Below are 13,150 nucleotides of genomic sequence, written 5' to 3'. Positions count from 1 at the left end.
TACTTGCGCAGGTTATAGAAAACGTCCATGCCGCGGAAGACGGCGACGCTTTCCAGTTCGTCCTCGATGCGCAGCAATTGATTGTACTTGGCCACGCGGTCGGTGCGGCATAGGGAGCCGGTCTTGATCTGCCCGGCGTTGGTGGCGACGGCCAGATCAGCGATGGTGGTGTCCTCGGTTTCGCCGCTGCGGTGGGAGATGACGGCGGTGTAGCCGGCGCGTTTGGCCATTTCGATGGCGTCGAGGGTTTCGGTGAGGGTGCCGATTTGGTTAACCTTGATGAGGATCGAATTGGCGATGCCCTTGTCGATGCCTTCTTTCAGGATCCGCGTGTTGGTGACGAACAGGTCGTCGCCGACCAACTGGATGCGCTTGCCGAGGCGCTCGGTGATGAGCTTCCAGCCCTCCCAGTCGTTCTCCGCCATGCCGTCCTCGATGGAGACGATGGGATAGCGGTTGACCAGGTCCTCGTAGAAATCGATGAGCTCGGTTGCGCTCTTGACCGGCTGTTTTTCGTTTTCCAGGTGATACTTGCCGTCCTTGAACAACTCGGAGGCGGCCACGTCGAGAGCCAGCACCACGTCCGTGCCGGGCTGGTAGCCGGCGGCCTTGATGGCCTCCATGATGACTTCGAGGGCTTCCTCGTTGCTCTTGAGGTCGGGGGCGAAGCCGCCCTCGTCGCCCACGGCGGTGTTGTAGCCGCGACCCTTGAGAACTTTTTTCAGGGCATGGAAGATCTCGGCGCCCATGCGCAGCGCCTCCTTGAAGGAGTCGGCGCCGGCGGGCATGATCATGAATTCCTGGATGTCGACGTTGTTGTCGGCATGGGCGCCGCCGTTGATGATGTTCATCATGGGCAGGGGCAGTTCCTTGGCGTTGGCGCCGCCTAGGTATTGATAGAGGGGCAGGCCGGCTTCCTCCGCAGCCGCTTTGGCGCAGGCGAGGGAGACGCCGAGCAGGGCGTTGGCACCGAGGTTGCTCTTGAAATCTGTGCCGTCGAGTTCGAGCAGCTTGCGGTCGATGCCGATCTGGTCGGAGGCTTCCCAGCCGATGAGGGCCTCGGCGATCACCTCGTTGACGTTTTCCACCGCCTTCAGTACACCCTTGCCCAAATAACGGGCCTTATCGCCGTCACGCAGTTCGAGGGCTTCGCGCTCGCCGGTGGAGGCGCCGCTCGGCACGTCGGCGCGGCCCATGGCGCCGCTCTCCAGATAGACTTCGACTTCCACCGTGGGGTTGCCGCGCGAATCGAGAATTTCCCGGGCGTAGATGTCCTTGATTTCACTCATGCTCATTCTCCCTTGTCGAAATTATGGAGGTTGCTTCCCCTGGAAGCGCGATTGAATAGGGTCTTCCAGCTTGCGGCGGGGCGCGCCGCGGCTCTTTATAGCACTAACCTTGGGGGATGCAAAGCCTTCTTTGCCGCGCTCTGGCGATAGGAATGCGAGCGGCGAAAGACATTGATTTTTTTTCTGCGGGAATGCTAACGTTGCCAATTCGAGCTGAAAGAATTCCGACGAGGCATGTACTTGGAAGAAAGCCATACACGCGGCCATTTCCGGATTGACGATCAGGGCCTGGCCGTCCTGCTTTTCGGGCAGCAGAACAAGAATCTCAAGCAGATTGAGAGAATTCTGGGGGTGCGTTTCGGCTCCCGTGGAAGCGAGCTCTCCATCGAGGGATCGTCCCTACAGGTGTCCCTCGCCCAGCGTCTTCTGGAGCAGCTTCTCGAATTGCTGCGCGAGGGTTACCCCTTATTTCCCCCCGACATCGACTACGCCGTGCGCATTCTCAGTGCCGATTCCCGCGCGCGGCTCAAGGACATTTTCCTCGATACCATCTTTATTTCTTTCCGCAAAAAAATCATTTCGCCGAAAAGCCTGTCACAGAAGGCCTACATCGACGCCATTCGCCACAGCGACGTGGTGTTCGGCATCGGCCCGGCCGGAACGGGCAAGACCTATCTCGCCATGGCCATGGGCGTTTCCTTTCTCATGAGCAAGGAGGTCAGCCGCATCGTGCTGGTGCGGCCGGCGGTGGAGGCCGGTGAGAAGCTGGGGTTTCTTCCCGGGGACCTGGTCGAGAAGGTCAATCCCTACCTGCGCCCGCTCTATGATGCCCTTTATGATATGCTGGGTTTTGAAAAGGGCCAGGGGCTCATTGAAAAAGGGGTGGTGGAAGTCGCGCCCCTGGCCTTCATGCGCGGGCGCACGCTCAATGACGCCTTCGTGATTCTCGACGAGGCGCAGAACACCACGCCCGAGCAGATGAAAATGTTTCTGACGCGCCTGGGCTTCGGCAGCCGCGCGGTGGTGACCGGCGACGCCACCCAGACCGACCTGCCCACCGGCAAGGCTTCGGGGCTCATGGAGGCGATGCGGATTCTCAAGGGCATCGACCGGATTGCCTTTAACCATTTTACCGATGCCGATGTGGTGCGTCACCCCATCGTCCAGGCGATTGTGCAGGCCTATGACCGCGCAACCCTGAAATCCGAGGAGAAGTGAACCTGCCGCCTGGCCGCGGGTTCCGCCTATGACCAGAAACGCTCGAAAATCGGATGGCGCGAGTCCCCGCAAGATCCCGCGCCTCTCGCAACCACTGAATGAAAGACAGCAGAACCGTATTCTGCTGCTCCTGCTGTGCCTGACCCTGACGGTCATCATCATGCCGAAGGGCGGCTTTATCCCCGACTATTACAGTCCCGGCGATATTTCCACCCGTGACGTGAAGTCGCCGCGGGAGATGCTCATTCCCGACCAGGCCCTCACCGAAAAGCGCCGCATCGAAGCCGAGGAAGCGGTGCGTCCCCTGTATGATTTCGACCGCCGGGCTGGTCTGGAGACGGTCGCGCACTTGGACCGCGGCTTGCGTCTGTTGGCGGCCGAGGCAACTCGGGGCGAACCCGGCGCCGAGGTCAGGCAGGCCGTGGAAGACGCCCTGGATGTCACCCTGAGCGACGAGCAGTTTGCCACCCTGTCCCAGGTCGAATTCAGCGACCCTCTGCTTGAGGGGTTGCGCAACGCCCTGATTGCCACGCTTTCCGCGAAGGTGGTTGCCAACCGCAAGCTCTTCGCGGCCGATGCCGAAAAAGGCGTGGTGGTTCGCGATCTTGAACGGCAGCAGGACTTGGCCGGCTTCAAGACCGATGAAGTGATCGGCATGGGCGAGGCCCAGGACATCCTGCGCGGGCATCTCCGGGCCCTGCCCGAGGTATCGGCAAAGCAGCGCGAACTGTTTCTCGACATCACCCAGCGTATGCTGCGTCCCACCCTGACCTTCAACAAGACGGAATCCGAACAGCGCCGCCGCGAAGCGGGCGAGGCTGTCAAGCCGGTCTTTTTTCAGGTCAAGAAGGGCGAAATGATCGTTCGCGAGGGCGAGCGGGTATCGGAAGAGCAGATCAAGAAGCTGCGCGCCCTCAATGAGGTGGGCAATGATTTCAGCTTGCTCCGCATGGCCTTGGGGCTGTTTTTATCCACCCTGCTGCTGATGATCGCCGGGCATCGTTTCGCCCTGCGCAACATTCGCAAATATCGTCCCAATGCCCGTGACCTGCTGTTCATTTCCCTGGTGTTCATCGGGCTGTTCATTCTGCTCAAGCTGGGGATTTTTGTCGCCACGGCCTTGGAAAGCGCCTTTCCCTACATCGAGTCGACCAGCTATTACTACGCCTTTCCCTTTGCCGTCGGGGCGATGCTCGTTCGCCTGGTGCTCAATTCGGAAGTCGCCCTGGTCTTCGCCGCGCTCTGCGCCATTCTCATCGGGATTCTTTTCGGCAACAATCTCATCATCGCCAGTTTCGCCTTGGTCAGCAGCATCACCGGGGCTCACTGGGTGCGCCAATGCAAGACCCGCGCAACCCTCTATCGCGCCGGCTTTTGGGTGGCGCTGGCCAATGTCGGCCTGGTCATCGCCCTGCATTTTCTCGCCGGCCGGACCCTGGAGCTGCACCTTCTGCATAAAATCGGCTTTGCCCTGGCGGGCGGGCTGCTGTGTGCCATCATCGTCAACGGTACCATCCCCCTGGTCGAGTCCCTTTTCAAATACACCACCGACATCAAACTGCTCGAGTTGGCCAACATGAACGCGCCGGTGCTGCGCGAGCTCATGGTGCAGGCGCCGGGCACCTATCATCATTCCATCATCGTGGGCAACCTGGTGGAGGCCGCCGCCGAGGCCATCAATGCCAATCCCCTGCTGGCGCGGGTGGCGGCCTATTACCATGACATCGGCAAGATCAAGAAACCGCTCTACTTCATCGAAAACACCGGCAATGCCGCCAATCGCCACGACAAGCTCGCGCCCTCCATGAGCGCTCTGATTCTCATGGCTCATGTCAAGGACGGCGTGGAACTGGCGCGGGAAAACAAGCTCGGCGAACCCCTGGTCGACATCATTCGCCAGCATCACGGCACGGCGCTTATCAAGTACTTCTACGACAAGGCCAAGAGCAAGGAAGACCCCGGCATGCAGCAGGTCGACGAACGGGATTACCGCTATCCCGGACCGCGACCCCAGACCCGCGAGGCGGCCCTGATCATGCTCGCCGATGCCGTCGAGGCCGCCAGCCGTACTCTCACGGAGCCGACTCCCGCGCGCATCCAAGGCATGGTGCAAAAGATCATCAACAACATCTTCATCGACGGTCAGCTCGACGAGTGCGAACTGACCCTTAAGGACCTGCACAACATCGCCAAGAGTTTCAACCGCATCCTGGCCGGCATTTTCCATCACCGGATCGACTATCCGGAGCCGGCCTACAAGGAGCGCGACCGCGAGGGGGGCAAGAAGAAAAACGGTGAGGATTCAAATCGAGAACCGTCAAAAGAAGCAAAAGATCGAGAAGCGCCTGCTGCGAAAGGTAGCACAGAGGATCTTAAACGCCTTGGGATGTCCTAAGGGCGAACTCTCGGTGCTGATCGTCGATGACGCCCAGATCCGTGAACTCAATCGCGATTACCTGGGCAAGGATCGTCCCACCAACGTAATTTCCTTCGCCATGCAGGAAGGCGAGGGTGCCGGCGTGGCGCCGCAATTGCTCGGCGATGTGGTGATTTCGGCCGAAACCGCCGCCCGCGATGCCGCCGAGGCCGGGCAGCCTTTCGTGAGTGAACTCTATTTCCTGTTGCTCCACGGCATCCTGCACCTGCGCGGCTACGATCATGAGCGCGGCACGCCAGACCAGGCCCGCGAGATGGAGCAGGCCGAGCAGGACATCTTTTCCGTGATTCGCCGTGAATTCCTCGCCTGAGCAACCCGAGCAGCTCAAGCCGCGCAACTGGTACCAGAGCGTCAACTGTGCCATCGAGGGCATCATCTGGGCGGCGCGCACCCAGCGTCACATGCGCGTGCATCTGCTGGCGGCGCTGGCCGTGCTGCTGGCCGCGGCCCTGTTGCGGGTCAGCGCCTTGGAGTTTATCCTGCTCACCCTGGCGGTGATCCTGGTGCTGTTCGCCGAACTGTTCAATACCGCCATCGAGGTGGTGGTGGACCTGGTGTCGCCCGGCTATCATCCCCTGGCCAAAACCATCAAGGATTTGGCCGCTGGAGCCGTGCTCATGGCCAGCATCGGCGCGGCGATTCTCGGCTACCTGGCCATTTCCAGCCATTTTTTCGGAACCCTCGGCGAGAGTCTGGCCTTGCTGCGACCGCCCGCGGGCGAGGTGGCGGTGGTGTCGATCCTCATCGTCACCATTCTCACGGTTCTGATCAAATCCCTCAGCGGACGTGGCCGTCCGCTGCACGGCGGCATGCCGAGCGGACACAGCGCCGTGGCCTTTTCCATCGCCACGGCGGTGGCGCTGAGCGGGGTCGGGCCGGTCATCATTCTGTTGACCCTGATGCTGGCGGTGATGGTGAGTCACAGCCGCCTGCTCATGGAAATCCATACGTTGCTGGAAGTTTTGGCCGGCGCCCTGCTCGGGGTTGCCGTGACCCTGGCCATCTATTTCATCCTTTGAACCCGCTGCGCGGGCGCTTAAGGCGCGGGGCTCAAAGGGAGGAGGTTCTTTTGGAAGGCGACAGTTCGAGTGGGCGAGGCAACGGTCGCGCGAACCCCAGGGGTTCCTGGCGCGGCCTGATGGAGCAGCTTTTCTTCGGCAAAAGGCGCGCGCTGACCGAGGAGGATTTGCAGGACATCATCGACAAATCCGAGGAAGAAGGGATCATCAACGAAGGGGAGGGGGAAATGCTCCACTCCATCTTCGAGTTCGGCGACACCATCGTGCGCGAGATCATGGTGCCGCGCACCGACATGGTCTGTTGCCCGACCACCGCGACTTTGCGCCAGATCCTCGATGCGATCCTGACCAGCGGCCATTCGCGCATTCCCATCTATGAAGGCTCGGCGGATCGCATCGTCGGGGTGGTTTACGCCAAGGATCTGCTGCGCTACTGGGGACGCTCCGAACAGGAGATCAACATCACGCGCGTCATGCGCACGCCTTTTTTCGTGCCGGAAACCAAAAACATTCAGGAATTGTTACAGGATTTTCGCTCGCGGCGGGTTCATCTGGCCATTGCCGTGGATGAGTACGGCGGCACCTCGGGCCTAATCACCATCGAGGATCTCATTGAGGAAATCGTTGGTGACATCCAGGACGAATACGATCTGGAAGAGGAATGGCTGCAGCCGCAGGAAGACGGCTCGGTGCTGGTGGACTCCCGGCTCAACATCGAGGAATTCGAGGAATATTTCAACACCGAGGTCGAACGGGAAAAATTCGACACGGTGGCGGGTTATGTTTTCAATCTGCTCGGGCGCGTACCCCACGCGGGCGAGGAAGTCCGTGATCGTGATCTGCTGCTGACCGTCACCGAGTGCGATACGCAAAAAATCCGCAAGGTGCGGGTGCGCCGGATGCCCCAGGACGCTGAAAGCATGCCGAGTTCCGGCACTCCATGAAATTGCCCTCCCTGGACAGAACCAGCCTCGCCGCGGCTTTATCGGGCCTGCTGCTGGCCCTGGCGTTTCCGCGCCCCGATGTGGCCGAGTTGGCTTGGATCGCGCTGGTGCCGCTGTTCCTGGTGATGGACACCAGGCCCTTTCGCAGCGGCTTCACCGCGGGCCTGGTCTTTTTCGCCGTGGTTCTGTACTGGCTCAACATCGTCATGACCACCTACGGCGGCCTGCATCCCGTGCTTTCGGCCACCGCCTACCTGCTGCTGGTCCTCTACCTGGCCCTGTTTTTCGGCACCGCCACCTGGGCCGCCTGTCGTCTGCGAGAGAAACTCGGCTATGCGCCGACACTGACCCTGCCGATCCTCTGGGTGGCGCTGGAGTTTCTGCGTTCCTTCCTGCTCACCGGGTTTCCCTGGGCAACCCTGGGATATTCCCAGCAAGGTCGCCTGGCATTGATCCAGTCCGCCGATCTGTTCGGCGTCTACGGTCTGAGCTTTCTGCTGGTTTTTGGCAACGCCGTGCTGGCTGAGGCGGTGCGCTGGCTGCGCGGGCAGCGCTCTTTACCCCGGGTGGCGCTGCCGTTGCTGGTGTTGCTTGTTTGCGCCAACCTGGCTTATGGCATCTGGAAGCTGGCCGCCGACCCCGACCGACGGGAGCGACAGATGCGGGTGGCTTTGGCGCAGGGCAACATCGATCAGGGAGTCAAGTGGGATCCGGCCTATCAGCAGGAAACGATTCGCATCTACGGCGAGCTGAGCCGGCAGGCCGGGCGCGAATGGCAGCCGGAGTTGATCATCTGGCCCGAGGCCGCCACGCCCTTCTATTTTCAGGAGCCGGGTGCCTTGTCCGAACAGGTGCGACAGGTGCCGAGGGATTTGGGGACCTTTTTGCTGTTCGGCAGCCCGGCCTACGAGGTGGTCAATCGGCAATACCAGTATCTCAACAGCGCTTTTCTGTTGGGGACGGATGGGGAAATCCTCGGCCGCAGCGACAAGGTGCATCTCGTGCCTTTCGGCGAATACGTGCCCCTCAAGCCGTTTCTGCCTTTCGTCGACAAACTGGTAGTGGGAATCGGTGATTTCTCCGCCGGAACCATCAGCCCCTTACCCATGAACGGCGCGCGGCTCGGCGTGCTGGTCTGCTACGAGGCGATTTTTCCAGAACTGGCGCGGGATTATGTGCGCCAAGGCAGCGATTTGCTGGTCAACATCACCAACGATGCCTGGTTCGGACGCTCCTCGGCGCCTTATCAACACCTGGCCATGAGTCGCTTTCGCGCGGTGGAAAACCGCATCTGGCTGGCCCGCGCCGCCAACACCGGCATTTCGGCCTTTGTCACCCCCAGTGGCCGCATCCTGGAAGCCACGCCCATTTTCGAGCAGGCCGTGGTGCATGCCGAGGTTGGCCTGGGGGCGGGTGAAAGCCTCTACCTTCGGATCGGGGACACGCTGCCGACGCTGTTTCTGGGGCTCTCCATCTTTTGGCTGGTGCGCACTCGTCGACGTTTTGGCGAGGCGTAGGGGCGCAGCATGCTGCGCCCCTACAACGGGGACAGATCCAGGCGCTGCAACACCTGACCCTCGCCGTCGACAAATTCGACGACCTTGAGAGCGGCCGGCCGTTCGACGAGTGCCAAAGCGTAGGGCTGGGTCATGACCGTGGCGCGGATGCTGTCGGCGGGCGGTTCGCTGGTCCGTACGAAAACCCGCAGGGTTTCACTCTTGAGTTCCATGCGCGGGATGTCCACCCCATAGCCGGCGCTCGGCTTCCAGCCCGAAGCCACCATCACGATCAGGTTTTTTTGCCAGTCGACCTCGGGCAGTTGGGGTGGCGGCAGCCGATGGGCGTGGATTTTTTCATAGAGGGACTGCCAGGAGCTCTGGTCCAGGGCCGCGGCAAAGGTAAAGCTTTCAGTCTCCATGGCGGCGCTGCCCCGCTCGAAGACGCTGAACGCTTGAGGATTGGCCGCGGAGCAGCCGGTGGCCAGGATCAGGGTCAGCATCAGGATCGCCAAGAGTTGCAGCTTGGGGAGTTTGGTCGCCATGAAGTCGATCTCCAAGGAAAGTTGGTCATGCAAAACCATAGCATGAAAATTCCCGCGCGGTAAAACAGCTGGGGGGGGGCGCCCTCGGCTTGCGGGGTGGCGGCGAAAAAGCTATAATCGCGGCGCTTTTGTTCGTCAAAGGCTTAACTGATTAAAATTCCATTGTTTCACCGGATTTTCCGGCCCCTGAAAGGATTGCTTGCATGTTTCGTGAAGAAAAGGATGCCTTGGTCGCTCTCGAAGAAAAAGCCCGCGAACTCTGGAGGTATCTTTGACGTCGCCGGCAAGAAGGAGCGCATAGCCGAACTCGAAGCCGAGATCGCCCGCCCCGAATTCTGGAACGACGCCGAGCGCGCCCAGGAACGGTTGCGCGAGCGCACCGGTCTGCAGAAAACCGTCGATGCCCTGGATGACATCATCCAGCGCTTGGATGACCTCAAGGTCCTGGTGGAACTCGGCGAGGAATCCCAGGACGAGGATCTGCGCCAAGAAATCGCCGAGGCGTTGCCGGGCATGGAAGCGGACCTGCGCAAGCTGGAACTCGCGCGCATGCTCTCGGGACCGCACGACCAGCGCAATGCCATCTTCAGCATCAATGCCGGCGCCGGCGGCACCGAAGCCCAGGACTGGGCGGAGATGCTGTTGCGTATGTACCTGCGCTACTGCGAGCGCAAGGGTTGGCGCACGGAGATCACCGACTACCAGCCGGGCGAGGAAGCCGGTATCAAGGGCGCGACCTTCACCGTGGAGGGCGAGTGTGCTTACGGCTATCTGCGCGCCGAAATGGGCATCCATCGCCTGGTGCGTATCTCGCCCTATGATTCGAGCGCCCGGCGCCATACCTCCTTTTCCTCGGTCTTTGTGTTCCCCGAACTGGATGACGACATCGAGATCGACATCGACGAGAAGGATCTCAAGGTCGATACCTATCGCTCCAGCGGCGCCGGTGGTCAGCACGTCAACAAAACCGACTCGGCGATCCGCATAACCCATATGCCCACGGGGATCGTCGTCGCCTGCCAGAACGAGCGCTCCCAGCACAAGAACCGCGCCACGGCCCTTAAGCAGCTCAAGGCTCGCCTCTACGAAATGGAGGTGCGCAAGAAGGAAGAGGAAGCGGCCGCCATTTCCGGGGAAAAGAAGGAAATCGGCTGGGGCAGCCAGATCCGCTCCTATGTGCTGCATCCCTACCGCATGGTCAAGGACCATCGCACGGGGTTCGAGGTGGGCAACACCGAAGCGGTGCTGGGCGGTGACATCGAGGACTTTATCGAGGCCTATCTGCTCAGCCGCAGCTAGCCTTCGCCGCCCCCTTTTCCCTTGACTTGCCTAGGACCGGGGGGTAAGGTACCTGCCTTGGAAAAACGCCGAAAGGTATTGGAATTAATGGAAGAACTCAACGATATTCTGCTTCAGCGGCGCGACAAGCTCAACAGCTTGCGGTCGGAAGACATCAATCCCTTTGCCAATGATTTCAGGGTGTCTCACACCACGGCCGACATCCACGCCGCCCATGGCGCGCAGGATGCCGCGGCCCTGGCGGAAAACCCCGTTGACTATGCGATTGCCGGGCGCATTCTGGCGCGGCGCGATTTCGGCAAGGCGGCTTTCGTTCAGGTGCAGGACCGTGCCGGGCGCCTGCAGGTCTACGTGGCACGCGATCAGCTGGGCGAGGAGGGGTTTGAGCTCTTCCGCAAGCTCGATCTGGGGGATGTGGTCGGGGTGGTCGGTACGCCGTTTCGCACCAAGACCGATGAGTTGAGCCTGCGCGCCTCCAACCTGCGGCTACTGACCAAGTCCCTGCGGCCCCTTCCCGAAAAATGGCACGGCCTCACCGACGTGGAAACGCGCTATCGCCAGCGCTATCTTGATCTGATGGTCAACCCGGCGGTGCGCGAGGTTTTCCTCAAGCGCAGCCGCATCATCAGCCTGGTGCGCGAGTTCATGCAGAGCCGCGAGTTCCTCGAGGTGGAAACGCCGATGATGCAGCCCATCGCCGGCGGTGCGACGGCGCGGCCCTTCAAGACCTTTCACAATACCCTCAAGATGGATCTGTTCCTGCGCATCGCCCCGGAGCTCTATCTCAAGCGCCTGGTGGTCGGGGGGCTGGAGCGGGTGTTCGAGATCAACCGCAACTTCCGCAACGAGGGCATTTCCATCCAGCATAATCCCGAATTCACCATGATGGAGTTCTATCAAGCCTACGCGACCTATGAGGATTTGATGGATTTCACCGAGGAACTCATCTGTCATGTGGCAACGGAGGTCTGCGGCAGCCTCAAACTCAGCTACGGCGGCCGCGAGGTGGATTTGACACGCCCCTGGAAGCGGTTGAGCTTCACCGAGGCTATCGCCCATTACGGCCAGGTGGACTTGGCCGTTCTCGAGGATCACGGCCAGGCTTTTGATTATGCCCGCAAGCTGGGGTTGGAGCTTGATCGCCGCATGCCCTTGGGCAAGATTCTTGCGGAAATTTTCGATGAGGTGGTCGAGCCCCATCTCTGGCAGCCGACCTTCATCACGCAATATCCCACCGACATCTCGCCGCTCTCGCGCAAGAACGACGCGCGGCCCGAGGTCGTCGACCGCTTTGAGTTGTTCATCGTCGGTCGCGAGTTGGCCAATGCCTTCTCCGAGCTCAACGACCCCATCGATCAACGCGAGCGCTTCGTGCAGCAGCTGAGCGAGAAGGAGGCCGGGGACGAAGAGGCCCACGCCATGGACGAGGATTACATCCGCGCCCTCGAATACGGTCTGCCGCCCACGGCGGGCGAGGGCATCGGCATCGACCGGCTGGTGATGTTGCTGACCGATTCGGCTTCCATTCGCGACGTCATTCTGTTCCCCCAATTGCGCCCTGAAAGGTAAGGGCCGCGCCTGGGCGCGGCTCTATTCTCCCCCAATTCTATGAGCTATGAACTCTTCGTCAGTCTGCGCTACCTGCGGGCCAAGCGCAAGCAGACCTTTATCTCCGTCATCTCCTTTATTTCCATCGGCGGGGTGACCCTGGGCGTGGCGGCGCTGATCGTGGTCCTCGCGGTCATGACCGGCTTTCACGATGGGGTGCGCCAGCAGATTCTCGGCAATCTGCCCAATATCCTCATCCAGAAATATGGCGAAGCCATCGCGGACTACGAGGATGTCGCGGAAAAGGCACGCGGCGTGCCGCGCGTCAGCGAGGTCACGCCTTTTATCTCCCGCGAGGCGATGCTGCTTTCGCAGGGCAACGTGGCGGCGGTGCAGGTCAAGGGGGTCGAGCGCGGGCATAAGGCGTTTGGCCAGGAAGCCCTCGCCCTGGATGGCGGCGATCTCGAAGGTTTGCTGTTTGACGGCCGCGGCCCGCGTCCGGGCATCGTCATCAGCATTGATTCGGCGACCAGTCTCGGGGTGGCCATCGGCGACACCATCAACGTGATTCCGCCCATGTTCACCATCACTCCCTTCGGCATGATCCCCAAGATGAAGCCCTTCCAGGTGGTCGGCATCCTGCGTCAGCAAGGCAGTCTGATCGATACCTTCAATGCCTATGTGCCCCTGGCCGTCGCCCAGGATTTTTTCGACCTGCCTGGACAAGTCACTGGTATCGAGGTCGACGTGATGCATTTCGACGATACCCAGCCGGTGGTTACCGTCTTGCGCCAGACGTTTGAATTTCCCTATTTGGTGCGTTCCTGGGAGGATATGTTCGGCTCCTTTCTCTCGGCGCTGCGCCTGGAGAAACTCGGGTTGTTTATCGTCCTGGGCATTATTGTCCTGGTGGCGGCTTTCAACATCGCCACCACCCTGATCATGGTGGTCATGGAAAAGCACAAGGACATCGCCATCCTGCGTTCCATGGGTGCCACCTCGCGCAGTATCATGAAAATTTTCGTTCTGGAGGGCGCCATCATCGGCACGCTGGGCACCAGTCTGGGAACGGCGCTGGGATTGCTCATCGCCAAAAATGCCGACCCCATCATCAAAAAGGTGGAAAGCGTCTTTCAGCTCAAGATTTTCGATCAGGCCGTCTACGGCATGGATCGTTTTCCTTCGGTGGTCAATCCCAGCGATGTGACCGCCGTGGTCCTGGTGGCCATGAGCATTTCCCTGCTCGCCACCATCTATCCGGCCTGGCATGCCTCACGCATGGATCCGGCCGAAGCGCTGCGTTATGAATAACAGGAGCGGCGCATGATCAAGGTTAAGGGCGTTAAAAAACATTT

General features: G+C 60.6%; 11 protein-coding genes. 9 read left to right on the top strand and 2 right to left on the bottom strand.

The window, feature by feature from the left end; all coding sequences use genetic code 11:
• Positions 1 to 1,289 (bottom strand): phosphopyruvate hydratase (gene eno, locus QAT43_RS10640; RefSeq protein ID WP_305043051.1); only part of this gene is annotated, 1,289 nt, incomplete at its 3' end.
• 234 nt (positions 1,290 to 1,523) lie between these two features.
• Between eno and QAT43_RS10635 the strand changes: the two genes are divergently transcribed.
• The 6 genes from QAT43_RS10635 (at position 1,524) to lnt (ending at position 8,424) form a co-directional block, all read left to right on the top strand.
• Positions 1,524 to 2,507, top strand: a complete 984-nt coding sequence (locus tag QAT43_RS10635) for a PhoH family protein (RefSeq protein WP_305043050.1) — start codon at positions 1,524 to 1,526, stop codon at positions 2,505 to 2,507.
• Positions 2,508 to 2,535: 28 nt separating this feature from the next.
• Positions 2,536 to 4,902: an HD family phosphohydrolase gene (locus QAT43_RS10630; protein WP_305043049.1), complete on the top strand. Its 2,367-nt coding sequence runs from the start codon at positions 2,536 to 2,538 to the stop codon at positions 4,900 to 4,902.
• Entirely contained in the window at positions 4,856 to 5,254 is a 399-nt protein-coding gene (gene ybeY, locus QAT43_RS10625) for an rRNA maturation RNase YbeY (RefSeq protein ID WP_442900244.1), read from the top strand. Before QAT43_RS10630 ends, ybeY begins: the two co-directional genes overlap by 47 nt.
• Entirely contained in the window at positions 5,238 to 5,963 is a 726-nt protein-coding gene (locus QAT43_RS10620; RefSeq protein ID WP_305043047.1) for a diacylglycerol kinase, read from the top strand. Before ybeY ends, QAT43_RS10620 begins: the two co-directional genes overlap by 17 nt.
• A gap of 119 nt (positions 5,964 to 6,082) precedes the next feature.
• Positions 6,083 to 6,907 carry a hemolysin family protein gene (locus tag QAT43_RS10615; RefSeq protein WP_305043046.1) on the top strand — a complete coding sequence of 275 codons (825 nt, stop codon included), beginning with the start codon at positions 6,083 to 6,085 and terminating at the stop codon, positions 6,905 to 6,907.
• Positions 6,904 to 8,424, top strand: coding sequence for an apolipoprotein N-acyltransferase (gene lnt, locus QAT43_RS10610; RefSeq protein ID WP_305043045.1), 1,521 nt, complete (start codon positions 6,904 to 6,906; stop codon positions 8,422 to 8,424). The genes QAT43_RS10615 and lnt overlap by 4 nt, the downstream gene beginning before the upstream one ends.
• Before the next feature lie 20 nt (positions 8,425 to 8,444).
• Here the strand turns inward: lnt and QAT43_RS10605 are convergent, their stop codons facing one another.
• Positions 8,445 to 8,948, bottom strand: a complete 504-nt coding sequence (locus QAT43_RS10605) for a protease complex subunit PrcB family protein (protein WP_305043044.1) — start codon at positions 8,946 to 8,948, stop codon at positions 8,445 to 8,447.
• 203 nt (positions 8,949 to 9,151) lie between these two features.
• Between QAT43_RS10605 and prfB the strand changes: the two genes are divergently transcribed.
• The 3 genes from prfB (at position 9,152) to QAT43_RS10590 (ending at position 13,106) form a co-directional block, all read left to right on the top strand.
• Positions 9,152 to 10,247 (top strand): peptide chain release factor 2 gene (gene prfB, locus QAT43_RS10600; protein WP_305043043.1). Its coding sequence is split into 2 segments (ribosomal slippage): positions 9,152 to 9,220 and positions 9,222 to 10,247, totalling 1,095 coding nucleotides; the frame shifts between segments, so codons are not numbered across the junction.
• Between the two features lie 87 nt (positions 10,248 to 10,334).
• On the top strand, positions 10,335 to 11,816 hold the full coding sequence (gene lysS, locus QAT43_RS10595) for a lysine--tRNA ligase (RefSeq protein ID WP_442900243.1): 1,482 nt from the start codon (positions 10,335 to 10,337) through the stop codon (positions 11,814 to 11,816).
• Positions 11,817 to 11,855: 39 nt separating this feature from the next.
• Entirely contained in the window at positions 11,856 to 13,106 is a 1,251-nt protein-coding gene (locus tag QAT43_RS10590; RefSeq protein WP_305043042.1) for a lipoprotein-releasing ABC transporter permease subunit, read from the top strand.
• The last annotated feature ends 44 nt before the right edge of the window (positions 13,107 to 13,150 follow it).

Origin of the sequence: Geoalkalibacter sp. (assembly GCF_030604225.1) — a bacterium.
Classification (GTDB): Bacteria; Desulfobacterota; Desulfuromonadia; order Desulfuromonadales; family Geoalkalibacteraceae; genus Geoalkalibacter.
This window is presented reverse-complemented; position numbering and strand designations above follow the sequence as displayed.